At 35.7% G+C, this 25,979-nt stretch carries 24 protein-coding genes and 2 tRNA genes; 10 read left to right on the forward strand and 16 right to left on the reverse strand.

What is annotated here, in order from left to right:
* Window positions 1-38 precede the first annotated feature (38 nt).
* From DDD_RS09100 to DDD_RS09110, 3 genes are all read right to left on the reverse strand, one after another.
* Complete coding sequence (locus DDD_RS09100; RefSeq protein ID WP_015362541.1) at window positions 39-1,628, reverse strand: S41 family peptidase; 1,590 nt, start codon at window positions 1,626-1,628, stop codon at window positions 39-41.
* Window positions 1,628-2,056, reverse strand: coding sequence for a deoxycytidylate deaminase (locus DDD_RS09105; protein WP_015362542.1), 429 nt, complete (start codon window positions 2,054-2,056; stop codon window positions 1,628-1,630). The genes DDD_RS09100 and DDD_RS09105 overlap by 1 nt, the downstream gene beginning before the upstream one ends.
* A 178-nt stretch (window positions 2,057-2,234) precedes the next feature.
* Window positions 2,235-2,825 (reverse strand): HupE/UreJ family protein, encoded by a 591-nt coding sequence (locus DDD_RS09110; protein WP_015362543.1) that lies wholly within the window; start codon window positions 2,823-2,825, stop codon window positions 2,235-2,237.
* Window positions 2,826-3,123: 298 nt separating this feature from the next.
* Here DDD_RS09110 and DDD_RS09115 point away from each other — a divergent pair, with 298 nt between their 5' ends.
* Window positions 3,124-5,250 carry a response regulator gene (locus tag DDD_RS09115; protein WP_015362544.1) on the forward strand — a complete coding sequence of 709 codons (2,127 nt, stop codon included), beginning with the start codon at window positions 3,124-3,126 and terminating at the stop codon, window positions 5,248-5,250.
* Between the two features lie 2 nt (window positions 5,251-5,252).
* Here the strand turns inward: DDD_RS09115 and DDD_RS09120 are convergent, their stop codons facing one another.
* Window positions 5,253-5,714, reverse strand: a complete 462-nt coding sequence (locus tag DDD_RS09120; protein WP_015362546.1) for a CBS domain-containing protein — start codon at window positions 5,712-5,714, stop codon at window positions 5,253-5,255.
* A gap of 317 nt (window positions 5,715-6,031) precedes the next feature.
* On the opposite strand from DDD_RS09120, the gene DDD_RS09125 reads away from it, so the two are divergent.
* The 5 genes from DDD_RS09125 (at window position 6,032) to DDD_RS09140 (ending at window position 10,375) form a co-directional block, all read left to right on the forward strand.
* A complete protein-coding gene (locus tag DDD_RS09125; RefSeq protein WP_015362547.1) occupies window positions 6,032-6,445 on the forward strand; it encodes a BLUF domain-containing protein in 414 nt (137 codons plus the stop codon).
* A 213-nt stretch (window positions 6,446-6,658) separates the two neighbouring features.
* Window positions 6,659-7,780: an NAD(P)/FAD-dependent oxidoreductase gene (locus DDD_RS09130; RefSeq protein ID WP_015362548.1), complete on the forward strand. Its 1,122-nt coding sequence runs from the start codon at window positions 6,659-6,661 to the stop codon at window positions 7,778-7,780.
* A gap of 140 nt (window positions 7,781-7,920) precedes the next feature.
* The gene (locus DDD_RS09135) at window positions 7,921-9,630 is read left to right on the forward strand and encodes an FAD/NAD(P)-binding protein (RefSeq protein WP_041567054.1); all 1,710 of its coding nucleotides are present in this window, start codon (window positions 7,921-7,923) and stop codon (window positions 9,628-9,630) included.
* Between the two features lie 132 nt (window positions 9,631-9,762).
* Window positions 9,763-9,891 carry a hypothetical protein gene (locus DDD_RS18335; RefSeq protein WP_015362550.1) on the forward strand — a complete coding sequence of 43 codons (129 nt, stop codon included), beginning with the start codon at window positions 9,763-9,765 and terminating at the stop codon, window positions 9,889-9,891.
* Window positions 9,892-9,898: 7 nt separating this feature from the next.
* Window positions 9,899-10,375: a ferritin-like domain-containing protein gene (locus DDD_RS09140; RefSeq protein ID WP_015362551.1), complete on the forward strand. Its 477-nt coding sequence runs from the start codon at window positions 9,899-9,901 to the stop codon at window positions 10,373-10,375.
* 150 nt (window positions 10,376-10,525) lie between these two features.
* Here DDD_RS09140 and DDD_RS09145 read toward each other — a convergent pair.
* The 4 genes from DDD_RS09145 to DDD_RS09160 form a co-directional block, all read right to left on the reverse strand.
* Window positions 10,526-10,610 (reverse strand) — tRNA-Ser (locus tag DDD_RS09145).
* A 57-nt stretch (window positions 10,611-10,667) separates the two neighbouring features.
* A complete protein-coding gene (locus DDD_RS09150) occupies window positions 10,668-11,774 on the reverse strand; it encodes an asparaginase (protein ID WP_015362552.1) in 1,107 nt (368 codons plus the stop codon).
* On the reverse strand, window positions 11,764-12,894 hold the full coding sequence (locus DDD_RS09155) for a 1-acyl-sn-glycerol-3-phosphate acyltransferase (RefSeq protein WP_015362553.1): 1,131 nt from the start codon (window positions 12,892-12,894) through the stop codon (window positions 11,764-11,766). The genes DDD_RS09150 and DDD_RS09155 overlap by 11 nt, the downstream gene beginning before the upstream one ends.
* Before the next feature lie 37 nt (window positions 12,895-12,931).
* A complete protein-coding gene (locus DDD_RS09160) occupies window positions 12,932-13,699 on the reverse strand; it encodes a TatD family hydrolase (RefSeq protein ID WP_015362554.1) in 768 nt (255 codons plus the stop codon).
* A gap of 154 nt (window positions 13,700-13,853) precedes the next feature.
* Between DDD_RS09160 and DDD_RS09165 the strand changes: the two genes are divergently transcribed.
* Window positions 13,854-14,294, forward strand: coding sequence for a retropepsin-like aspartic protease family protein (locus DDD_RS09165; protein WP_015362555.1), 441 nt, complete (start codon window positions 13,854-13,856; stop codon window positions 14,292-14,294).
* A gap of 137 nt (window positions 14,295-14,431) precedes the next feature.
* Here the strand turns inward: DDD_RS09165 and DDD_RS09170 are convergent.
* From DDD_RS09170 to DDD_RS09205, 8 genes are all read right to left on the reverse strand, one after another.
* A tRNA-Val gene (locus DDD_RS09170) sits at window positions 14,432-14,506 on the reverse strand.
* A 59-nt stretch (window positions 14,507-14,565) separates the two neighbouring features.
* Window positions 14,566-15,738, reverse strand: a complete 1,173-nt coding sequence (locus DDD_RS09175) for a bifunctional folylpolyglutamate synthase/dihydrofolate synthase (protein ID WP_015362556.1) — start codon at window positions 15,736-15,738, stop codon at window positions 14,566-14,568.
* 48 nt (window positions 15,739-15,786) lie between these two features.
* Window positions 15,787-16,608: a hypothetical protein gene (locus tag DDD_RS17985; RefSeq protein ID WP_015362557.1), complete on the reverse strand. Its 822-nt coding sequence runs from the start codon at window positions 16,606-16,608 to the stop codon at window positions 15,787-15,789.
* A 2-nt stretch (window positions 16,609-16,610) separates the two neighbouring features.
* Window positions 16,611-17,003 carry an ExbD/TolR family protein gene (locus DDD_RS09185; RefSeq protein ID WP_015362558.1) on the reverse strand — a complete coding sequence of 131 codons (393 nt, stop codon included), beginning with the start codon at window positions 17,001-17,003 and terminating at the stop codon, window positions 16,611-16,613.
* 2 nt (window positions 17,004-17,005) lie between these two features.
* On the reverse strand, window positions 17,006-17,701 hold the full coding sequence (locus DDD_RS09190; RefSeq protein WP_015362559.1) for a MotA/TolQ/ExbB proton channel family protein: 696 nt from the start codon (window positions 17,699-17,701) through the stop codon (window positions 17,006-17,008).
* A gap of 134 nt (window positions 17,702-17,835) precedes the next feature.
* Entirely contained in the window at window positions 17,836-19,365 is a 1,530-nt protein-coding gene (locus DDD_RS09195; protein WP_236613370.1) for a Na(+)/H(+) antiporter NhaB, read from the reverse strand.
* A complete protein-coding gene (locus DDD_RS09200) occupies window positions 19,365-20,591 on the reverse strand; it encodes a Glu/Leu/Phe/Val dehydrogenase dimerization domain-containing protein (RefSeq protein WP_015362561.1) in 1,227 nt (408 codons plus the stop codon). The genes DDD_RS09195 and DDD_RS09200 overlap by 1 nt, the downstream gene beginning before the upstream one ends.
* 65 nt (window positions 20,592-20,656) lie before the next feature.
* Complete coding sequence (locus DDD_RS09205; protein ID WP_015362562.1) at window positions 20,657-21,712, reverse strand: anhydro-N-acetylmuramic acid kinase; 1,056 nt, start codon at window positions 21,710-21,712, stop codon at window positions 20,657-20,659.
* A 79-nt stretch (window positions 21,713-21,791) separates the two neighbouring features.
* Here DDD_RS09205 and DDD_RS09210 point away from each other — a divergent pair, with 79 nt between their 5' ends.
* The 3 genes from DDD_RS09210 to DDD_RS09220 all read left to right on the forward strand — a co-directional run bounded on the left by DDD_RS09210 (window position 21,792) and on the right by DDD_RS09220 (window position 25,934).
* A complete protein-coding gene (locus DDD_RS09210) occupies window positions 21,792-22,934 on the forward strand; it encodes an acyl-CoA dehydrogenase (protein ID WP_015362563.1) in 1,143 nt (380 codons plus the stop codon).
* Window positions 22,935-23,022: 88 nt separating this feature from the next.
* Window positions 23,023-24,051, forward strand: a complete 1,029-nt coding sequence (gene galE, locus DDD_RS09215; protein WP_015362564.1) for a UDP-glucose 4-epimerase GalE — start codon at window positions 23,023-23,025, stop codon at window positions 24,049-24,051.
* Window positions 24,052-24,266: 215 nt separating this feature from the next.
* Window positions 24,267-25,934 (forward strand): T9SS type A sorting domain-containing protein, encoded by a 1,668-nt coding sequence (locus tag DDD_RS09220; protein ID WP_201764092.1) that lies wholly within the window; start codon window positions 24,267-24,269, stop codon window positions 25,932-25,934.
* The last annotated feature ends 45 nt before the right edge of the window (window positions 25,935-25,979 follow it).

The raw sequence follows: 25,979 nt of genomic DNA on the forward strand, positions 1-25,979 counted from the left end.
TTAAATCCAGCTGTTGTCAGTGTTTCTGAAGGTACTATCTAGCTAGACCTTGACGTGCTCAGTTCTAAAAGCTTTTCAATCATCTCATCTTCTTGATTGAGTAGTTTTACCTTCAGTTCAGTAGTGAAGAGTTGTTCTGCAAGAGATGATTTTATGATCAATGCTATTTCATCTCGATAACCAGGTAGTTTTATACTGGTATTATTAAGTTGTGCATAAAGAATAAATTCTTTCATCATTTCTTCAGTGACTTCGTAAGAATTGATAAACTCTTCTTGAGACATATCTCTCATAAATTTACCTTCATCTTGAAGGTATCGATTCACAAACTGATCAGCAAATCCTGTTCTCCCGAAGTAATTTAAAGTTTGTAACACATATCCATCTGGACTAGCAACAAATACATCTGGAATAATACCGCCGCCGCCGTAAACTACCTTACCACCTGGAGTCACACGTTTTAAAGAGTCATTTACTTGAATGTTTTCTTCGTTTTGAAGCTCTCCATTACTATACCTGTCAATATATTCTTTGAAGTAGTCTTCGTTACCGTTACTATAAGGTCTTTGGATACTCCTACCAGTAGGCGTGTAGTAACGAGCGATAGTTAATCTTACAGCACTACCATCACCTAATTTGATCTCTTGTTGAACCAATCCTTTTCCAAAACTTCTACGACCTATTATGGTTCCTTTGTCGTTGTCTTGAAGTGCGCCAGCAACTACTTCACTCGCACTCGCACTATTTTCATTTATTAAAATGTAAACGGCGCTATTCTCATAAGAACCTCGATCTGTAGCATAACTGTCTTTACGTTTATCATTGCGATCTTTCTGGAAAAGAATTAATTGATCTTCCTTAAGAAATTCATCTGCAATGGCGACTGCCGCACTTAAAACGCCTCCAGGATTATCTCTTAAATCTAGAGCGATTTGAGTAGCTCCAGCTCTTTTAAGTTGTTTGATCGCGTTTTTAAATTCTTCTTCGGTAGACTCTGCAAAACGATTTATTTTAATGTAGCCCAACTTGTTAGTAAGCATGTAGCTCGCATCTATACTTTTGATAGCGACGTTTCCTCTTACTACAGGAACGTTGATTACCTCTTCATCACCTGGTCTCAAAATTCCTAAAACTATTTTAGAACCTTCTTCACCTTTAAGCACATTTGTAGAAATAGCATTTGCTCCGAAGAGCGGTTTACCGTCTGCATAAAGAATTTTATCACCACCTTTTATTCCTGCCTTATCGCTAGGACCATCTTCAATAGCTCTCAAAACAGAGATAGAATCTTGGTTGACAAAGAAGCGTATTCCTATACCTACAAAATCACCGCGCATGTTATTATCTACATCTTCCAGCTCACTGCTAGGGATGTAAACAGAATGCGGATCTAGATTTTGCATGATCTCATTTACCGTTACATCTACAATACTATCTGTATTAATTTGATCAACATAACGCTGGTCTATTAGGTCTATGAGTCTGTTGAGTTTGCGCTTTTTTAAACTGCTTGAAGAAGCGATATAGTCGTTACCTATACTATTTTCATTGAGCACGCTGCCCAGCCATATTCCTATGGCAAAAATAATTCCCAAAAATAATGGGTAGTATAAATAACTTTTCTTCATTAATGCACTTCTTCTATTTGTTCTATAATAACTCCTGCTTTCTCAAGAAATTGCAAGCCGCTATCATCTTTATATCCTTCCATGTAGACTACACGTTTTATGCCGCTTTGATGAATAAGCTTGCTGCAGTCTTTACAAGGCGACATCGTTATATACAGCGTTGCGTCTTTGCAACTTTGTGTAGATCCAGCTACTTTAAGAATCGCATTAGCCTCTGCATGGAGCACATACCATTTAGTATATCCAGCGTCATCCTCACAAAAGTTCTCAAAACCACTAGGAGTACCATTATAACCGTCGCTTATAATCATGCGATCTCTTACAATAAGCGCACCTACTTGACGTCTTTTGCAATGCGAGAGTTTCCCCCATTCTGTAGCCATTCTTAAATAAGCTACATCATATCTATGTTGTTTATCCTTTTTCAATTCTTTGTAAACTTTTTAAGGGCCACCTTACGGCAAATCTTATTCATTTCTATTTTGCCATTTTTATGAGAGTGATTATTATAATTCCGCTTTCGTACCGCTCTTCAACGGCATTAACTTCTTTTAAGTTCGCTTTCGCGAAAGCGAATTCAAAAGAAAGCGGATCAATTACAAACCACTAAAATATCCATCTTACGATCAATAAAGGTATCACCATTCCTAGAACTATTGAAGAAATAATTTGCACCCATTCCTTTTTATTAAATCGGAAGAGACCAGTAAAGATAAAGTTGAGAATAAGAACTACTAAAATGACGAGCAGCTGTCCTAACTCAATTCCTAACGCAAATTCTAAAAGCATGAGTAACTTACTCTCGGCACCTGCTGCAAGCATTTTAAAACCATTTGCAAAACCAAATCCATGAACTAATCCAAAAAATAAAGCTACAATCAGAGTAATCCAATTATGGTTATCTCTATGCCTGTTTCCCGCGGTGAAAATGTTATAAAGTGCCGCTATAGCTATGGTTACAACTATAAGAAATTCTATATAATTGCTGTTAAAGGAAACCTTTCCATAAATAACCAGTAACAGTGATAAAATATGTCCTACGGTAAAAGCTAGACTTAAACCTATAAGTTTTTTCCAGCTATTAAATAAAAAGGGAACAGCAATGAGGATAAAAAACAAAATATGGTCATAAGCGCCTACATTAAAGTTCATCACATGGTGAAAACCTTCACTCACGTACAATAAAAAATCATCCATTGATCATAAAAAATTAGGGGTTGTTCAAAAATAAGCCATAGATATAGAGAATGGAAATAGTTTAAGTGATTATGAGAAAAATTAGTTACTTAGGTTTGCCTTCCTTTTGAAGATAACTCTTGCTATATTATCCTGTTAGTAATAGGTGGGCATGCTTATTTTAGATATTTTTGTTCATCGATAAAATGTGCATTTCATACATATGAACAGTAGGTTAATTACACTATCAATACTTTTATGCTGTAGTCTGTTTTTTGGTTTCTCTCAAAGCCAAAAACAAGAACAGTTTTATAATACAATGGATTCAATCCTTGACCTATCCTATGAGCTAGAAACAAATGGTGAGTTTAAAGATTCTTATGATCTTAATGTAAAAGCTTTAAGAATGTCCTTAGATAGAAAGGATAATTATTATACCGCAGTTGCCTATGGATATTTAGGATTTGATTTTTTAAGACAAGGGGACACTTTAGAAGCTTTAAATAACTTTAAAAGAGCACAAAAGCACGCACTACTTTACGATGATCCTGTTTTAATTGCTGACTCCTACGGTAACCTAGCGAGTATTTATTCTTATGATTCTAATAAAAGAGATCTTGAAGAATCTTATACTAAGATGGCTATTGAAACTTATAAAAAATATCAGGATACTACAGGCTTACAATTCATTTATCATAATTATGCTCATTCCTTAGAAGAAAGAGGTGATTTTGAAAAGTTGAAAAATTATCTAGATTTATTGAATGGGCCTAAGTTTATTAATAATACAGCTCCTGTATATCGCGCTTCTATTGACAATTTATCAGCAAAATATCATCTCGAACTTGAAAATTATTCAAAAGCTGATTCACTTCTTTTAGAGGTTATTCAAATCTCCACAAAAGAAAACCTACCTCAGGAACAAGAAACAGCCTATCAATATTATTCAGAAAGTCTTTTTGAGCAGAATCGATTTGAGCAAGCTTATGCTACGAGATTGAAATATGAAGAATTGCTAAAGATAAATCAAAGGAAAGACCTAGAAATATCTTTAGACCGAGTAGCTTTTTCTAATCAGATGATTCAGTTTAAAGAAGAGCTCAAACGTTCTGAAATAGAAAATGAATTACAGCAAGAAAAAATTAGAAACAAAACTGTTTTAATTTATGCTCTCGCTACGCTTATTACTGTCATATTACTAGGGCTTTATTTTACTTTTCAGTTATCTAGGAAAAGAAAACAGCTCAATCGGGAGTTGAAGGAGAAGAACAAACTTTACCTCAAAGAAAAAAACAGAGCTGAAAAGCTAGCACTTGCAAAAAGTGATTTCTTCAGTACGGTAAGCCATGAATTGCGCACTCCTCTGTATGGAGTTATAGGGTTAGCAAATATTCTATTAGAGAACAATAAAGATCAAAATACGCACGAGGACATTAAGTCTTTAAAATTTTCTGCAGATTACCTTCTAGCTTTGGTAAACGATGTGTTGCAAGTCAACAAAATTGATGCTAATAACCATGAAAATGAGCAAACCGATTTTAATATTAAAGAATTGGTTCAGAAAATAGTTGCTTCTTTTGAATACATGCGACGACAAAATAAAAATGTCATTACTATTGATATCGAGGAGCGAGTTCCTAGTATAATTCATGGAAATGCGGTTAGATTATCGCAAATATTGATGAATTTAATAGGTAATGCAGCAAAATTTACTGAAAACGGAGTTATTACAATACAAGTTAAAGTCAAACATGTGACAGCTGAAAAGGTAAGGTTATTGTTTTCTGTAAATGATAATGGACAAGGGATTGCTAATAGTAAAATCAAACAAATATTTGAAGAGTTTAAACAGGGAGATTCCCATAGTTATAACTATCAAGGAACAGGACTAGGTTTACCTATCGTAAAGCGATTATTAGAGCTTTCAGATTCTGAAATACAATTAGAAACAGAAGAAGGTAAAGGCTCCAGCTTTTCCTTTGAATTAGCATATGATATTGTCGACTCATCAAAACAGGGAGAGTTGAGAACAAAAGGGAATTACCTTTTAGACACAGATATTCTCAAAGGCAAAAGGATTCTAATTGCAGAGGACAATCGCATCAATCAAATGGTGACTAAGAAGATTCTGGAGAAAGATGGTGTCATTTGTACAGTAGTAGAGAATGGACAAGAAGCAGTCGTAGAAATGAAAAATAATACCTACGACCTCATCTTAATGGATATTAATATGCCTGTTTTAAATGGTATCGAGGCTACAAAAGAGATAAGAAAGGTAAGTTCAATTCCTATTTTAGCTCTTACAGCGGTTGAGATTATGGAAATCAGGCAATCTATCTCAGAAGCTGGGATGAATGATTTTATCGTCAAGCCTTATGATGTGATTAGGTTCAAACAATTGATTATAAAAAGCATTGTAGAGCATCAAAATAAAGCTGATTCATAATTCTAGCGCCATTGATCTCCTTTTAGTTTTGTTGCTGCTATAATAACATCCATTCTTGAAATTTGACCTATGAGCTTCCCTTCACTGGTAACAGGAAAGCGTCTGTGTCCTGTTTTTAAGAATCGTGCTGCGGCATCAAAAATATCAGCCTCTTCATCTATTGTTGCCGGTTGCAGTGACATGTAATCACTTACTAGTCTATTTCCTACGGGCATATTGTGGTACCTGCTTTCTCCTATGACGTGCATTAAATCAGTATCGCTTATGATACCTACTAATTGGTTGTTAGCATCTACAACTGGTCCACCTGTTATTCTTTGTTTTAATAAGATATCCATCACTTCAGTAATTCCCTGATCTGGTGAAAAGGTGATGAGCTTACGAGTCATGAAGTCTTTTACTTGAAATTTTTGAGGCACATTTGCAGCGGTTTCACGTTTGCCCATAAAGTTTTTAATTCCCATAGCGTCATTCTTTTAAAATTGAGTATTAAGATAGTGAAAATTCTAGAACCAAAAATTGAATTATTGTTTTGTAGGAAATGGAAAAGGTCAAGTCATTGTATTGTTTCAATTTTATTGAAATAAAACTAAATATGAACCTGCTAAATTTGTAAGAATTGTGTTTTTTCAATTCGTGCTTTATGCGTAAATTCTTTAATATTTTATAAAAATATGTTTAAGATTTAAACACATTTCAATCCGAAATATTAAATTTTTGTTTCTCATCTAGTGTTTTTTAAGACAATTTTTTAAATTTGTCGAGACCTGAGAAGTTTTTAATGAAATCCACTTATACCATCTGTTACGTGAGCAAAGTTGCTCCTAATTTATCTGAGAAAGACATAGAAGCGCTTTTTCAATACACAGCCGCCTACAATAATAAAAGTAATATAAGCGGCATTCTTTTACACTCTTTAGATAATTTTTTCCAAGTCCTAGAGGGCAGTGAGAAATCCTTGACAAAGCTTTACGAAAAAATCAAAGAAGATACTAGACATGGAGAAATCTATGAAGTCTATAATAGAAAAATATCACAACCAGTTTTTGATAATTACAAATCTACTTTTGATATTGTAAAAACTGCTGAAGATTTAAAAATGTTGTTGATCTACCTCAATCAAGATGTGTCTAATAGTACTAATCGTAAATTGAGAAGACTTCTTGCACCATTTGATTTATTAGGAGAGTTTTAGAAGCAAACAAGTGATCGGCTTGAACCGTTTAATAGCATTGTCTTACAATTGAATACCGTACTTAGTTATTTGAATTAAGATAATTGTTTATGAATTGTTTTATTCAAAGAATATTCTTGAACGTTGAACCTGTTGTATCTTCAAATTAGAGGTATCTGTTCTAAAAGTTTGTAGATTTACCTTCGCTCAAAAATAGTTTAGATAGAACTACAAATGAACTTATCCTATTGGGAAATAAAATCTTGGCTTACCGATGTAGATTTTACCATCATCGGTAGTGGTATCGTTGGACTTAATTGCGCTATTCACCTTAAAAATCGTTTTCCTAAATCAAAAGTGCTTCTTCTTGAAAAAGGTGTTTTACCTCAAGGTGCTAGTACTAAAAACGCTGGTTTTGCCTGTTTCGGTAGTTTGAGTGAATTAATCGACGATCTAAAGCATCACAGTGAAGAAGAAGTTCTAGATTTAGTACGACAACGTGTTGATGGTTTGCAGGTGTTGCGTTCTACTTTAGGAGATCAAGCCATAGATTATCAAGAATTAGGTGGTTATGAACTCTTTGTGCAGGATGATTTAGAACTGTATGAAAAGTGTAAAGAGCAAAAGGATCGCATCAATTCCTTATTACATCCCATTTTTAAAGCGCCAGTATTTAACTGGCACGAAAACGCCTTTGGATTTGAGAATTTAAAACAACACTACAGTTTCAATCCTTTTGAAGGGCAAATTGATACTGGTAAAATGATGTCTAGCCTTCTAAGGCTTACTTTAAATAAGGATATCAAAATCCTAAATAACACGATCGTAGAAGAACTTTCTGATTCAGGAGATCAAGTTCATATTAAAACAAATCATTTTGAGTTTGTTACTTCTAAGGTTTTTGTGGCTACAAATGGATTTGCTTCACAGCTTTTAAATGAAAAAATAAAACCTGCCAGAGCACAAGTCTTGATCACAAAACCTATAAAAGATTTACAAATCAAAGGAACATTTCATCTCGATAGAGGTTATTATTATTTTAGAAATATCGACAATAGAATCCTATTCGGTGGTGGTAGGAATCTAGATATTAAAGGAGAACAAACAACAGAATTAGCTCAAACAAAACTTATTCAAGACAGCTTAGAAGAACTTTTAAAAACTACCATTTTTCCTAACACACCTTTTGAAATTGATCATCGTTGGTCAGGCATCATGGGGATAGGTAAAACAAAAAAGCCTGTCGTTAAACAAATAGGAAATAACATGTACTGCGGCGTCAAACTCGGAGGAATGGGCGTTGCCATCGGTAGCTCCATAGGCAAAAAGCTAGCGCAACTTTTTACGATTAAATAGGACTAGTGGAACTTACCGTTTTTGACTGTGAATACTCTAGAACTCCATCCATCAATCCTATTCCCTATTATCATTCAAAATGGAGACTATTTATAATGCCATTAACAAACACATGTGTTGTAATATCGTAATCTTAGATCATGAAAAAAATTGCAATAGTAGGCTGTGGTCCCAGAGGTTTACATAGCTTAGAGTGTTTGATGGACTCGCTTTCGCGAAAGCGAACTCAACAACAAATTGAAATCACTATTTATGATAAGGAAGTTCATTTAGGGAGTGGGCAAGTCTGGAAAGAAGATCAGCCAGATGCAAACTGGTTAAATATTGCCGACAGAGCGTTAAAGGATTTGAAAGGGAGAACTACAATCGTTATGAATTCTTTTGAAATTCCAGCTTTTCCATCTTTCATACAGTGGATGGAGGATAAATACGGTCATAAGGTAGATGATGAAGTTGATGCGTTTCCTGCTAGAAATAAAATGGGAACATATTTAAATCATAGATTTAAAACTATTTCAACAGTCTTGATAAGTGAAGGCTGGCTGTTAGTCAAACATGCTCACGTTCATAAAGTGCAATATGTTGATAAATCTTTCTTGATTACCTCTGACTCAAATGAAGAAAGCAAATTTGATGAATGCTTGTTAACGATAGGTCATCAACCTACTGAAGATGATTCTCAAATTGCTTCATGGAAAGCCAGTTGTGAAAACGGAAGCAAGCTTCTATTTGATAATCCCTATGAAAGCGATATCTCAAAAAAAATAGATGCTAATGATGTAGTAGGAGTACGAGGGTTTGGCCTTGCTATGATTGATATTATGCGTCAGTTAACAGTACAAAGAGGAGCTTCATTTAAAGAACTTCCAGATGACTGGAGACTTAAGTATTGCCCTAGCGATGCTTCTATCAAGAAGATAATTCCGTTTTCACTTGATGGCTTGCCAGTAGTTCCTAAGCCTTTAGGTAAAAAAGTAGATGATTTTTTCAAGCCGTCAGAAATGGAGTTGAAGGAGTTTGAATCCACTGTAAGTAAAAATTTAGTAGATGCAGCTTCATTAAATAATATTGAATTTTTACTCGATGCGTTTGTACCGGTTGCGGTAACTAAGTTCAAAGAACATCCTTCTTTTAAAAGCAAAGTAGATAAGGTAACGCTAGAAATAGTTGCAAGAGAATGGCTCAATGATATGAGCTACCAGCATGAGGTTATTCTAGATACGGGCATGGAAACTAAGAATTATATTTCTCAGACCATAGAAATGTCATTAGGCAAAATAGAAGTAAGCCTTGATTATGTGATAGGCCAGGTATGGAGACATTTACAACCAGTAATGTATGATTTATTTTCTCATTCAAATTTACACGATTTAGTAATGGCGCAGGTTATTGCATTAGATGAAAGTACCAAACGTTATTCCTACGGTCCACCTGTGGAGAGTATGATTCAGATGCTTGCATTAATAGAAAATGGTGTTATTCAAATCCAATACGTTAAAAACCCCAATATTGAATGCAAAAATGATTATTGGTTCATTTCTAAAAAAGAAAGTCAGGAAAAATGTACGGTTATGATTAACACGGTACTTGATCCTCCACAATTGAGAGAAATTGACAGCCCAATTATCAAGAACCTTTTGCAAGATGATTTATTAGAACCTGTGACCTGTGATTTAGGTATAGCTACAGATAAGGCTGGTACTATAAGATTAGCTCATGAAAATGAAGAAATTAAACTTACTGCATTGGGACGTAATTGTAAAGGAAGCGTTATGGGAGTTGATGCGATTTTAGAATGTTTTGGAAGTAGAATAAAGGATTGGAGTGAAGCTCTAACCACTCGTTTATAGTTAATTGTCATAATTTAATGTGAATAAGTCTGTATTATACAGGTTTCATTAAGGATTCATTAATGAAAACTTGTTAAACAGTACTAAATTGTTATTTTCTGCTTATATCTAGTGGTATCTTTAAATAAAAACATGAAAAAATTCTTTAGAGTATTAACTGTAGCACAGCTCGCCTTTCAAGCTTATAATTATTATATGGAGCACAAGCGCAATCAAGAAGTTAAAGAAATGAGTAAAAAATTAGAAAAAATATCACACTAAAATATATATGGAAACTACAAGAGAAGGAGCAAAGCAAATAGCGCATGATGAGACTGTAAGCGCATTGAACCAATTATTAGAAAAAAATTACGATGCAGAACAAGGCTACAAAAACGCTTTGTTAGACGCAAAAAATGATAAATTAAAAACTTATTTTAAAAGACAGGCCGCTAGTAGAAGTCAAAACGCAAATGAATTGGATAAAGCTATAAGAGATTTAAATGCTACTCCAGTTCAATCGGGAAGCACTCAAGCAACGGTTCACAGAACATGGATGGATTTTAAAACCGCTATCGCAGGTAAAGATGACGAAGCTGTTTTAGAAGAATGTATAAGAGGTGATAAGGCTGCCGTAAGTGAGTACAAAGAGGTATTAGAAAATCAAAATTATCTAAATGAAACTAAGGATCTAGTAAGATATCAACTCAACGGTATTCAAAATACCTTAGATACAATTAAGAAATTAGAAGATATTGTAGATTAATAATTTTCTACTTTATATCGAAAGGCTCTAGCTAATTCTAGAGTCTTTTTTTGTGAATGATAATTTTAAAAATTTTACATTAAAACCTTCTGAAATCAAAATTAAAAAGGAGCAATCAAGCTATGCTTGTGCTCCTTTTATTAATTGTAGTAGTGAGGAAGGGATTCGAACCCTCGAAACGTTTCCGTTTACACGCTTTCCAGGCGTGCGCCTTCGACCGCTCGGCCACCTCACTGTTTCATTTGAGTTTGCAATAATACGTCAATATTAGACTTTGACCAATTTTTTTTAATCAAGCAATGGAATCAGTGACTTCACCTCTTAAAGATGTTTCAAAATAAACTCTAAAGTCATTCAGGGAGTTAGTGTGAACCAGCAAGTACATCATTTTTGCTAGCGCAGCTTCAGTAGTAATATCTTTTCCTGAAACAATCCCTATTTGCTTCAGTTGTGTACTAGTTTCATATTTCCCCATGCTTACAGCGCCTCCTACGCACTGAGTGACATTTACAATTCTGATATTGTTTTCTAAAGCTTTTTTGAGAAGATTGATGAACCATTTTTGAGTGGGCGCGTTACCGCTTCCATAGGTTTCCAGAATGATCCCTTTTAAGCCTTTAATATTACATATTGCGCCCACTACTTCTTCTGTGATTCCAGGAAATAACTTTAAAACAACTACCGCATCCTCAAAATCGGGACGGTAGTTCATGCGGTTGCTATCTAGTAAAGAGTTTTTTTGTGTTTCCGCTTTCGCGAAAGCGGTACCATCAACATTTAATGAAGGATCTACTAACTTGCGCTGCCACAAGAGGCTTTTATCAATGTTTAAATGTACGCCACTTATTGCAAGTGGAGGATAATTAGGAGAGCTGAAAGCTTCAAAATGCTCTGCATTGATCTTAGAGGTACGATTGGCTCGATACAACTGGTATTCAAAATAAATGCATACCTCTTGAATAGCTGGCGTACCATTATCGTTTTGGATCGCCAGTTGCAAACTCGTAATCAGGTTTTCTTTTGCATCGGTACGTAAATCACCTATGGGTAATTGAGATCCTGTAAGTATAATAGGTTTTGTGAGGTTCTCAAACATAAAGCTAAGCGTACTGCCCGTAAAAGACATGGTGTCGCTGCCGTGTAATACCACAAATCCATTATAGTCGTCATAATTAGCATGAATGACATCGCCTAATTTGCGCCACTCTTGAATATTCATGTCAGAGGAATCTATAGGATCTTCAAAGGAGAATGTTTCTATCTCACAATCAAGCTGTTTGATCTCTGGAATATGAACTAGTAATTTAGAAAAGTCAAAAGCTCTTAACGCTTTAGTTTCTGGGTCTTTCATCATCCCGATGGTTCCACCGGTATAAATCAATAGTATTTTAGGCTTCATTTATTATGGCCAGTTTTTCCTTATTCAACACTGGTCTCGCATACATATTTAAGAAACTTTCTACAGCCTTATGATCTTCTACATTTACTCGCAAGCGCAACCTGCGTTCAAATTGCTGCATATCATGCTCGCTATAATGATCTTTGTATTTACTGCTATTCGTTAATAAATCATGTGCTACATAGTTGGTAGGCCATAATTTATAATTAGTCTGAATCTCGTTATCAAGATGCTGCACAACACGTTGTAAAACCTGATTAGTACTTTGGTTTTCTCGCTCGGTAACCTTAAAAGGTTGTGCTGCGTGAATATGAATGTGCTTTTTCTGTCCTAAAGCGCCTTTAAGAATGCTATTAAAATCTTCATTTTCAGATTTGATGTATTCTTGTTCGGCTTGTTTTGCAAGAAGTTCCGGGACTTTTAAAATATCTGTAGGATCATATTCGTAAGAAATAGAAACAGGAACGATGCGTAAGTTGTTCAAATAACTTTCTAAACCATTCTTTCCAGCAGCAAGAGCAATCATTTTAAGAACACCTTGCTCTGTTATATCATTACCATCTTTAGTACGACCTTGACGCTGGGCAATCCAGACACTTCGATTTTCTTCATGAATTAAAAAGTTAACGTACTCGCTTAACTTTTTACTGCTTACTAATATCTCCCTAGGACTCGCACCTCTCTTTACAATAAAGTTGCGCGTTAATCTGCTCAAAGCATTCACAAAAGGTCGTTGAACTAGATTATCACCTATGGCACTTGCGGTTCTTATTAGATTTTTTCTAAAAAGAATCACATTAATCAAAGAGGTATCTAGAACAATATCTCTATGATTTGAAATGTATAAATAACTTAGGTTAGGATCTAAATCAGAAAATCCAGATGTGGTAAGACCAGCACTAGATTCGTCGAGTACTCTTTCTACCGTTTTACTAATCACATCTCGCTGAAAATCATTGATAGATTTACACGATAAAACTATCTTCTTTGCTTCTTCATAATCCATTTCTTTAAATGTATATTGAAAAAGCGCTTTGATCATAGGATGTCGCACAGCACTTTTGAGCGCTACTTGAACCTCTGCATCATTAAAAAATCTTATATCATCGTATCTATTCAAACCTTATGTGTAAAAAACAAATGTAACGATCTCAAATTTATATACCGAAAACTTCACGTGAATTTAAGGTTGTTATATCTGCAATCTCTTTAATGTCTTTGTTATATACCGTTGCTAGTTTTTGGGCAACCTCAATTAAGTAAGAGCTTTCATTGCGTTTACCACGGTAAGGAACTGGAGCTAAGTATGGGGCATCAGTTTCTAGAACAATTTCAGAAAGCGGTATTTGCTCTAAGAACTGATCTATTTTGCCATTTTTAAATGTTACAACGCCACCTATTCCTAATTTCATGTTGAGGTCAACGGCTCGCTTTGCTTGTTCTAGATCACCAGTAAAACAGTGGAAAATTCCATGCAGTGAAGTGTTTTTGTAATCTTCTAATACTTCAAACACCTCGTCAAAAGCCTCACGACAGTGTATAGCAATAGGTAGTTCACGTTCTATAGACCATTTTATTTGAGTATGAAAAGCCTCTTGCTGCTGCGATTTAAAACTTTTGTCCCAGTATAAATCCATACCTATTTCGCCTATAGCAACGTAGTCCTCTTTAATAAGCATTTGTTTTACATGAGCAAGCTCTTCTTTGTAATTTTCTTTTACATGAGTAGGATGCAGGCCGCACATTAAATGTACTTGCTTTGGATATTTACTTTTAAGATCCAGCATGGATTGCGTGTAAGTAGAATCTATAGCTGGTACAAAAAAACGCTCCACTCCTTTATTTAGAGCGCGCTGCATCATAGCATCTTGATCTTCCTCAAATGCCTCGCTGTATAAATGGGTATGTGTATCTGTAAAAATCATTTTGCAAAAATAAGGCTTGTATACAGTAGGTGCTGCAATAGAAGTTATTGTTATACCTGTGAACCGATTGATGAATTTTATTGTTAAAGAAGTTGCTGGTCTTTAGTCCGCTTTCGCGAAAGCGGAATTATATTTACCCTTTAATCCTATTTTAATGTCATCGCTTAAAAAATTACTTATTTCTCAAGGCTATATAGACCACAATATAAGAGTCGCCTCAAAAAGCGGCCATATCGTTACTAAGGCTTCAATTAACGGTCATAAAGGAAGGTTTATCATCGATACGGGAGCGAGTGCTACATGTGTGAATCAGGCTATGTATAAAGAGTTTCAGTTAGAAACAGAATTTATGGAGCGGCAAATAGGTACTGCGAGTGGTTCTTTACGACCTAGAATTTCTCATAAAAACACACTAGAATTGGGTGACTGGAATGATGAAGATGTAACGTTATTGAGCATGGACATGACATACATTAACAACGCATTAAAAACTGAAGGCATGCGCTCCATACAAGGGTTGCTAGGCGCAGACTTTTTGATCGCTTCAAAAGCTGTTATTGATTACAAAGGGAAGAAGATTTATTTGAAGATGTAAATTTATTCTCAACTCAAATTTTGAAATAGCTTGTTAAATTGTAATACTTGTCCTTTTTAAAATAATTTCTCTAGAATTAGACAGGTACTATAGAAAAATGGGACATAAAAAAGGTCTTCATTTCTGAAGACCTTTTGTGGGCGCGAAGGGATTCGAACCCCTGACCCCTTGGGTGTAAACCAAGTGCTCTGAACCAACTGAGCTACGCGCCCTAAAGCGGATGCAAATATACAACTGTTTTTATTTCTGCAAAGCAAAATAATTATTTTTTTCAAATAATTTCTGCGACCACAAATGTGCTTCCAGTTACTAGAATTAAATCGTTTTTAGTAGCTTGTAAACATGCGCCATCAAATGCTTGATTGACAGTTTTAAAAGTTTTGTTTGTTAGCTTGTTCTGTGTAAAATAGTTGCTTAGTTCTTTCACAGGCATTCCTCGAGGAATATCTGGTCTAGCAAGGTAATAAGTAGCCTGTTTAGATAATAGTTGCAATACTTTATTCACGTCTTTATCACTTACCATTCCCATGACTACATGTAAATTTTCATAAGGTTCTTTGAGGACTTGCTTCAGGAGTTGGGTGATTCCTGCAACGTTATGTGCAGTATCCAGAATGGTTTTCGGCTTTTCATTGATAACTTCATACCTACCTCTCAAACCTGTATTTCGCACAACATTTAAAAATCCGCTAGCTATTTCTTTAGAAGTGATTGTAATTTCATTACTTTCTCTCAATAGATGCAATACTTTTTGAGCGAGCCTTGTGTTGGCTTTTTGGTAGGTACCTTTTAAATCTGTTGGGAGACTTTTGGAACGATGGTCTATTAAATGTATAAGAGCATTTTTGTTACCAGCGCTTTCGCGAAAGCGAGATTTTAAAAACCCTTTTTGTTCACCTATTACTATAGGAGTACGCTCTTTTATAATTCCAGCTTTTTCGGTTGCAATCTTGGTAAATGTATTACCCAAAATAGCAGTGTGATCCTTTGCGATATTTGTGATCGCCGTGATCATAGGTTGAATGATATTAGTAGAATCTAGACGACCACCTAATCCAGTTTCAATAACGGCGATGTCCACTTTTTGTTCTTTGAAATATTGAAACGCCATTCCTAAGGTCATTTCAAAAAAAGAAAGCTGATGGTTTAAAAAAAACTCTTTGTGCTGTTTTACAAAATCCACAACAAATGTTTTTTCACACATCTCACCGTTTACCTTAATGCGTTCTCTGAAATCTTTGAGATGTGGCGAGGTATATAATCCTACTTTATATCCAGCTTCTTGTAATGCACTTGCGATGAGGTGACAAGTGGAGCCTTTACCATTTGTTCCAGCTACATGAATGGTTTTATAACTCATGTGAGGATTGCCCAGATGGTTATCTAGATCGATGGTGTTTTGTAAGTCGGCTTTATAAGCGCTCTTGCCGGTTCTTTGATACATAGGCAGCTGTGAGAACAGCCATTCCAATGTCTGTGGATAATTAGACAATTATTCTCCTACTTTAAATATCACTTCTATGAAACCTATTTGAATATCTTTCGCATCAGGTGCAGCACTAAATCTGTAGGTCATAGCGCTTTCTTTTGCCGCATCCATAAGACACTTAGCTTTATTACTTGTGTGTTTTTTTCCTGGATAAGCATTTACAACTTTACCAGAACGGTCTACATGAATTTCAACAATAACTCTACCAGTTTCGTTACAATCTTGAATAACACCTCGGCCAGCTAATTTACCACGACCATTTAGTCCATAACCTTTGCCGCCAGTTCCAGATCCTGGACCTCCATAATAAGAATTTGCATAAGGATCACCACTCAAATCTCCTTTATTCCCAGGGCCATCGCCAGGACCTTCACCGGTACTAGTTTCTCCATCTACCGCTTCTGGACCTGTTGCGCTATTGATAACATCTAAAACAGAAGAATCTGGTTTTGGATCTGGTTTAGGTTCTACAGGTTTAGGAGTAGGTTTTGTTTCTGGTTTAGGATCAGGTTGTGTAACTGTTGGGTCAGAAACTACAGATGGAGCATCTGTATTATCTTGTGTCACCACATTATCTACTTGTGGAGTAACAGGTTGTGTTTCTGGCTCTGGATTAGATTCTGGTGCTACTTTAGTGGGTTTTGCAGGCTCTACAGGACCAGATCCTACCGCTGTATTACCAAAATTAATCGCTATACCAGATTCTACTGGAGGATCTATGACATTAATGACGGAGACAAATCTAAATAATAGAATGAGCACTAGAATAATAAGAATACTTACTCCTGCAGAAATCTTTTGCTCTTTTGTCTTTAAATAGCTCATGTCTAATTATTTTTTACGGCCAGTACAATCTGTATTTTATTTCTATTTGCAATATCCATCACTTTAACGGAGTGACTTACTGCAGCATCTTTATCAGATCGCAACATGATCGTAGGTTTATCTTTTCCTTCTAAAACACCTAAAATTCTACTTTCTAAATCTTCCTCCGTTGCTTGTGCTGCATCTACATAAAAGTCACCATCTTTTGAGATGCTTACTGTTACCTTGCCTTGCGTTTGTGTTTTACCACCAGCGCTCGGCAATAAAAGATCAAGTGCTTCTGGTGTTATGGATGGAGATGTAAGCAAAAAGAATACCAATAATAAAAATACTATGTCAGTCATAGACGACATAGAGAACTCTGGGCTTACTTTATTTCTACCTCTTAAATTCATAATTAAGCAGGTTCATTTAAAAGGTCTAAAAAGTCTGATGCATTTTCTTCCATCTGATGTACTACTTTATCTGTTTTAACAACTAAGTGGTTATAGCCTATATAAGCAACAATACCTACGATAAGACCTGCAACTGTAGTAATCATTGCGGTGTAAATACCTCCAGCGAGACTTCCCATGTCCGCACTTCCACCAGCATCGGCAAGGGTTTTAAAAGCGATTACCATTCCTATTACTGTTCCTAAGAATCCTATCATAGGAGCGGCACCTGCAATAGTGGCAAGCATGCTCACATTTTTTTCTAATTTGTAAACTTCAAGTTTTCCTGCATTCTCAATAGCACTATTAATGTCTTCAAGAGGTGATCCTATACGGCTGATTCCCTTTTCGGTAAGTCGCGCTACTGGAGAATCTTCTTTCGCACAAAGCATTTTTGCGCTGTCTAGTCTTCCATTAGAAATATGATCTTTTATTTGAAGCATGAAGTTACTGTCTATTTTAGAGCTAGATCTTATTTTCATAAGTCGCTCAAAATAGATGTAAATAGCAAAAAACAATAAAAGTAGTAACACACCTATAATTACGGTTCCAGAAGGTCCGCCGGCAGTTATCAGGCCTATTAAAGATTGCGATTCTTCATTTACTAAAGGAGCAGCCTCGATAGCAAGTTCTGCCGTTTCTTGAAAAAGTAAACTCATTGATGTGTGTAATTAGTTGGGTTGTTAACGTAATTTAATTGCAATTCATTGTATTGCTAGTTGTAAATGGTTTTTAAAATCCCGCTTTCGCGAAAGCGAGATCCAAAACAATCTCTTACAATAATACTCTTTTCTTATAAAAAATACCAAACACATGCTAACCCTACTAGGGTCAAAACAATAGTATAAGGCAATGCCATTTTCACCATTTTACCGTAGGATAAGTTGATAAGTGGAGCAAGTGCTGAGGTTAATAGAAAAAGAAATGCAGCCTGACCGTTAGGTGTAGCAACACTTGGTAAGTTAGTACCGGTGTTAATTGCCACAGCGAGATGTTCATATTGTTCTCTAGTAATCGTTCCAGCCTCGTATGCATTACTTACTTCATTTATGTAAACCGTTGCTACAAAAACATTATCAGATATCATACTTAAGAATCCATTTGCAAGGTAAAATATACTAGGTTGTGTAGAAGGATCTTGTTCAAGAGCCCAATGAATGATAGGAGCAAATAAATGCTGGTCATGAATCATGGCAACAATTACAAAGAATACCACTAGAAGGCCTGTGAAAGGTAATGCTTCTTCAAAGGCTTTACCTAAGCTATGCTCATCAGTAATACCCATGAATGCAGTTTGAATCACGATAAGACCTAATCCTATAAAACCAACTGGCGCTACGTGTAAAGCTAGTCCTGCAATGAGAAGTACAGCAGATATTCCTTGTACTACAAGCGCATATTTTTCTTTATCAGTACGCTCTTCATCTCTTTTTTCCATCCATCCCTCAATGATAGTACGTACAACTGGAGGCATTTTTTGACCAAAACCGAATGTTTTTGTGGTTTCTAAAAAGATAGTAGTTAATATTCCTGCAGCAAGCACGGGCATGGTTATCACGGTCATTACTTTAAAGAACTCAATAAAATCCCAGCCCATTTTAGAACCTATCAATAGGTTTTGTGGTTCTCCTACGATTGTACAAACACCACCTAGTGCAGTACCTACCACACCATGCATTACAAGGCTTCTCAAAAAAGAACGGAATTCTTCTAAGGTCTCACCGCTGAGTTGTTTCCTATCTAGTGTATTATTTTGATCTAAATCCAAATCACTAGAATGAATCTTATGATATACATTGTAAAAACCTATTCCTACACTAATAAGAACTGCTGTTACCGTTAAGGCATCTAAAAATGCAGATAATACGGCGCTGATTAAAAGGAATACAAGAGATAGTGCAAGCTTTGACTTAATCTTGGTAAATAACTTTACAAAGATGTACATAAGTAGTGGTTTCATGAAGTAGATTCCAGCCACCATGAAAACCAAAAGTAAAATTACTTCTAGATTTTGTGCAACTTCTGCATAAACACCTCCTAAGACATGGTTGCCAGCTTCGTCGTAAAGGAACTCGTGAGTATCATGATCTTTTGCGTACATAGGATGCGTGAGGCCTAGTGCTAAAACTTGTATGGCGAGTAAGCCACCAGATTGTAAAGGATAACATTTTAACGCCATGGCAAGACAGAAAATGAACTCACCTATAAAAATCCACCCCATTACAGTACCACTTAGAGTGAAAAAACCTATGACGTTGAAAATTAAAAAGGCGATCATTGTTAATTTGAACCACCTAGGACTATTACCTAAAAAATATTTCATCAAACTAATTGTTTAAGTGCAATTTCAAATGCAGTAGAACTGATTTGTTTTTTTGAACTGTTGTTATTAAATGTATTTTGGATCGCATTGCGTATGGTCATGCTCGTATCATTGAAAATAGCCTCGTCAGTCATTTGTACGCGACGTTCCATAAAATAAGCAAAAACTCGTGCCATACCACAATTAGAAATAAAGTCTGGAATAAGACTTACCTTCTCGTCAGTATGTTCCATAATGGAGCCAAAGAAAATTTCTTTATCTGCAAATGGTACATTTGCACCACAGGAAATTACCTCTAGTCCAGAGGAAATCATTTGATCGATTTGTTCTTGAGAAATCAATCTAGAAGCTGCACACGGAGCAAAAACCTCTGTTTTTATATTCCAAATGCGTTCATTTACTTCTTCAAAAGGAATCAGCTCCTTTGCTCTAAGTGTGTTACCATCTTTATTTAAAAAGAGATCTGTGATCTCCTGATGGGAGAAACCGTCTTCATTTATCAAACCGCCTACACGATCGATAATTCCTACTACTTTTGCGCCCATTTGAGAAAGGTAAAAAGCTGCAGCGCTCCCTACATTACCAAATCCTTGAACAACTGCACGTTTTCCTTTTACATCTCCACCATAAATATCGTAGAAGTGTTTTACCGCTTCAGCAACGCCAAAGCCAGTAATCATATCTGCTACGGTATATTTTCTAGAGACGTCTGGAGAAAAAGTAGGGTTTTCTATTACTTTAATCACGCCTTGACGCAGCTGTCCTATTCGGTTGATTTTATCTGCCTCAGTAGGAGCAAAGTGTCCATTAAAAACACCTTCTTGAGGATGCCATACACCGCAATCTTCGGTCATAGGTATTACCTCGTGAATTTCGTCTACGTTTAAATCGCCACCAGTACCGTAATAACTTTTGAGTAATGGTGATACTGCTTTATACCAGCGTTCTAAAACCCCTTTTTTACGAGGATCTTGTGGATCAAAATTGATTCCTGATTTTGCACCGCCTATTGCTGGTCCAGAAACAGTGAACTTAATTTCCATTGTTTTTGCAAGAGAAAGAACTTCATTTTTATCGAGTCCTTTTCTCATTCTAGTTCCACCACCAGCTGCTCCGCCTCGTAGACTGTTTATTACGGTCCATCCTTCGGCATCAGTCTCAGGATCATTCCAGTGAAAAACTATTTCTGGTTCGGCGTTTTCATAACGTTTAAGAAGTTCCTTCATAGGCTGTCATAAGTTTGCACAAATATAATGGTACTGCGATTGTAAATAGACTTTTTTACAATTTCTTAAGGTACGTAAATTCTCCCGCTACTGTGATCTTGTGTCGCTCCAGTCACGCTAGCAAGACAATTATTCTCGTTGCGCAATTTAAGCACGCCCAAAAAAGCAAAGATTAGAGCTTCCTTATTTTCCACTATTTTATCATCTGGAATTACGATTCTAGCGCTAGAAAGTTTTTTAATTCTATTTATTAAATAGCTGTTGAATGCTCCTCCACCAGTTATGAGAACGCTTGAATTATCTTTAATTTGTTTTGAAATTTGAATAGCTACATGTTCTGTAAAAGTGGCGATAATGTCGTAGTTGTTTGTGATACAGTCAAGTATTTCAAATATATTTTCATTTACCCATTCTAATCCTAAGGATTTAGGAGCTTCTAGGTTGTAAAATTCAAGGCGATTTAAGTTTTTGAGGATAGAGGTTTGTATGGTTCCCGCTTTCGCGAAAGCGCCACCAGCATCATACTCTTTACCTAATTTCAAAGCATAGTGATTGAGAACAACGTTTACGGGACAGATGTCAAAAGCGATTCTAATATCGTTATCAGAAAAGCTAAGATTTGCAAATCCACCCAGGTTGAGGCAGTAATCATAATCTCCGAATAATAGTTGATCACCTATGGGAACTAACGGAGCGCCTTGCCCTTTCAATGCAACGTCTTGTACTCTGAAATCACAAATTAACCTCTTATTAATAAGACTGGCTAGTTCTGGTAAGTTTCCTATTTGAAGAGTCAGTCCTTTGCTCGGTTGATGAAAAATAGTGTGTCCATGAGAACAAACTGCTAAAAGATTAGTAATATCATTTTTTTTAATGAAGCGATTGATATTCTCAGCTAGGTAGGTCGTGTATTCCTTATTTAATGATGAAATGGAAGTATTATCACCATGAATAGCGTCTTTTAATTTTTGTTTCATTGCAGCCGAATAGGGAAATGTTTCGGTTGTATGAATTTGAAAGCTCCAGCGGTCTTTACGTACTAAGGTAACGTGTGCAATATCAATGCCGTCGAGGGATGTTCCTGACATGACTCCTAAAACGTTATAGTACTGATGATTCATATCTTAAAGTTGTTGAAAATAGACTAGAATAGCATTAAATTTGCAAAACGGAAAAATAACTAAAAAAATAAAATACTAAATGGACTTTGGCCTAACAGAAGAGCATCTTATGATAAGAGATGCAGCGAGAGATTTTGCAAGAACGGAATTATTACCTGGTGTAATAGAGCGAGATAATCTTCAAAAATTTCCTACTGAGCAAGTGAAGAAAATGGGTGAACTAGGATTTCTAGGTATGATGGCGTCTCCTAAATACGGCGGTGGCGGAATGGATACTATTTCTTACGTACTTGTAATGGAAGAGCTTTCTAAAATAGATGCAAGTGCTTCGGTAATTGTTTCAGTAAACAATTCTTTAGTTTGTTGGGGTTTAGACACCTATGGAAATGAGGCGCAAAAAGAAAAGTATTTAACAAAGCTTACTACAGGAGAATCTATAGGAGCATTCTGTTTATCAGAACCTGAGGCTGGAAGTGATGCTACTTCGCAGAAAACAACTGCTATTGATAAAGGAGATCACTATGTGCTTAATGGTACAAAAAACTGGATTACTAACGGTAATAGTGCAGATTTCTATCTTGTGATAGCACAAACTGATAAAGAGAAAAAGCACAAAGGAATCAATGCTTTTATTGTAGAAAAAGGATGGGACGGATTCGAAGTAGGTGTAAAAGAAGATAAACTAGGTATACGAGGTAGTGATACGCACTCTTTGATATTCAATGATGTAAAAGTTCCTAAAGAAAATAGAATAGGAGAAGATGGATTTGGTTTTAAGTTTGCTATGAAAACACTTTCTGGTGGTCGTATAGGAATTGCTGCTCAAGCATTAGGAATTGCTTCAGGAGCCTATGAGCTAGCAAGAGATTATTCTAAAGTTAGAAAGGCATTTGGTACAGAGATATGTAATCATCAAGCAATTGCTTTCAAACTTGCAGATATGCATACTAATATTACTGCTGCACGTCATTTAGTGATGCAAAGTGCTTGGGATAAGGATCAAGGTCGCAATTATGATATGAGCGGAGCTATGGCAAAATTATTTGCTTCTCAAGTGGCGATGGATACAACAGTCGAGGCTGTACAAGTTCATGGTGGAAATGGGTATGTAAAAGAATATCACGTAGAACGATTGATGAGAGATGCAAAAATCACTCAGATTTATGAAGGAACAAGTGAAATACAAAAAATCGTTATTTCACGAGGCTTGTTGAAAGATTAAATAGTTTATTTTATTATATAGAAGACAGCTGCAATTTTGCAGCTGTCTTTTTTTATAATCTAATGTAATAAATTGTAGTTTTGTTAACATGAAGATATTAGTTACTGGAGGTTTAGGCTACATAGGTTCTCATGTGGTTGTAGAGTTGCAAAATTTGGATTTTGATGTTATTATCGTTGACAATTTATCAAATGCGTCACTTAATGTTTTAGAAAATATTACCTCTATAACTGGTAAGCAACCAGAATTTAAGAAACTTGATGTAAGAGACAAGAATGCACTTTCTGCTTTTTTCAAGAATCATAATGATATCGATGGTATCATACATTTTGCGGCATTTAAAGCAGTAGGCGAGAGTGTTTCAAACCCCTTAATGTATTATGAAAACAATATAAATTCGCTAATATATCTTTTACAAAACATAGAAGAAAAAGAGATAAGTTTCATTTTTAGTTCCTCTTGTACAGTTTACGGGCAAGCAGATGTCTTGCCGGTGACCGAAGATTCACCAGTAAAACCAGCCGAATCTCCTTATGGTAATACTAAACAGATAGGTGAGGAGATCATTAAGGAGACTTGTAAGGTGAATTCGAACTTAAAAGCAATTTCTTTAAGATATTTTAATCCTATAGGTGCTCATGAAAGTGCTAAAATAGGTGAGCTACCTTTAGGTGTTCCACAAAACCTCGTTCCTTATATAACACAAACAGCAATAGGTTTAAGAGAGCAGTTATCAGTGTTTGGTAAGGACTACCCTACTCGAGATGGTACTGCTATAAGAGATTATATTCATGTGGTAGATCTTGCTAAAGCTCATGTAGCAGCGTTAAAAAGATTATTGTTAAATGAGGCTGATACCAACTACGAATACTTTAATGTAGGAACTGGCGATGGGTCAACGGTTATGGAGGTTGTTACAGCCTTTGAAAAAGCTACGGGAGAAAAGCTCAATTATAAATTCAAAGAGCGCAGGTCAGGAGACGTCATAGCTGCTTATGCAGATACAACTAAGGTAAGCGAGACTTTAGGATGGGAAGCAAAATACTCTTTAGAGGAGTCATTACTTAGTGCATGGAATTGGGAAAAACAAGTTAGAAAAAGTGACATTGTCGAATAACTTATCAGCTTGTATTTAAAGCTACACTTTTTAATTCAAAGGAGCATTTAGTTGAATAACGTCATATTTATTTATTTATCGGTATAACGAGAATAGCTCTGCTTTTAGCTTTGTCAGTTTTTTCGTTAAGTTTTGATTAACATTTTAACCTCAGTTGTTATGTGGAATTATATCTTTGAATTATATTGCCTTAAATTCCTAAAACTATTAATATTATGAGAAAAGTCTACGTACTCATTATGTTTTTTGTCTGTCAAATAGCTATGGCACAAGTGACAAATGAGGCAACTCCAAGAGGTTGGGATCTTGCTTTAAAAAGTCAGCCACAAAAAATTATTATGCCATCTTTTGACCTTGAAGCGGTAAAGCAACAGGATATCATCGATGATGAAATTACAACAAAACCATATAAATTTGGCCACAAAATCCCTGTAGATTTAAACTTGTTTAATTCTGGTTTGTGGACACAACTTGACAATGGAGATCGTATCTGGAGATTAAACATTGAATCTAAAGGTGCGCGAACGATTAATTTTCTATTTGACAGGTATGATTTACCAGCTGGTGCCGAAATGTATCTATATAATAATGATCGATCAGATCGAATGGGTCCATATACAGAAAGTGAGAATCAGGAAGATGGGATTTTAGGTTCTTGGATTATTTATGGAGATAATGTTTGGATCGAATATTACGAACCTGCAGCAGTTAGAAATCAAGGAAGAATTTCCATCGAACAAGTTGTTCATGGTTATAGAGGTTTTGGTATTGAGGAGGAGAACTATTTAAAGCTCAATGAATCTGGAGCCTGTAATGTTGATGTGCAATGTAATCCTAATCAAGGATCTTTTACCGGCACAGACTGGACAACAATTAGAAATAACTATAGACAAGCAGTCGCACGTATTATTATTAATGGTAATGGATTGTGTACAGGAACCATGATTAATAACGTAAGAGAAGACGCAACACCATACTTTTATACTGCTAACCATTGTTTAGGTGTTAGTGATGGCGCTTCTAGTTCTTACAATGCAAATAATTGGTCTTTTGGATTTGAATGGTTTACTAATACACCAGATTGTGCAACGTTTAATAATACCATCGGGCCGTTTAATCCGACGCAAGTTTTAAATGGAGCATCATTAAAGATGAATCATGGGTTTAGTGATACCGCTCTATTTGAATTAAATCAAACACCACCATTAGTATGGAATCTTTACTACGGTGGTTGGGATCGTACCACAACGGTACCTGTAGAACAATTAGGAGTGCACCATCCAAGTGGCGATATCATGAAATTGTGTAGAAATGATCAAGCTGCTGTTGCTCAAAACGTAACCATTGGCGGTGTTACTGCAAATACTTGGGCTATTGCAGATTGGGATTATGGAGTAACTGAAGGTGGATCTTCTGGAAGTTGTCTACTCAATAATAGTGGTCAAATCATAGGGGAACTGTATGGTGGAGCTGCGTTTTGTAATGGAACTAATGACAATGCCCAACCTGATTTCTACGGTAGATTCAGTACAGCTTGGAATGGTGGTGGTACTGCAGCAACGAGATTAAGAGATTGGTTAGATCCAGATAACACTGCACCTAATACTTTAGATGGTGAATTTTATGATATCTTGAATAATGACGAGGTAACTTCTACCATTAGTATTGAAATTTATCCTAACCCAACCTCAGGTATACTCAACGTTACGCTTGAAAATGCTGCAACGTATAACATTTACGATCTTTCCGGAAAATTGATACAATCTGGTTCTTTTGATCAATTAGAAAACCAGTTGAATATAAAATCTTTCGCAAATGGTATCTACTTGTTAAAAGTGCAAGATGGTTCTCGCTCTATAACAGAGAAAATTGCAAAAATTTAGATACATATTTTAATAAAACTCTTAATGAACGCGTTGTAAGATCAT

Source organism: Nonlabens dokdonensis DSW-6 (assembly GCF_000332115.1).
Lineage (GTDB): Bacteria > Bacteroidota > Bacteroidia > Flavobacteriales > Flavobacteriaceae > Nonlabens > Nonlabens dokdonensis.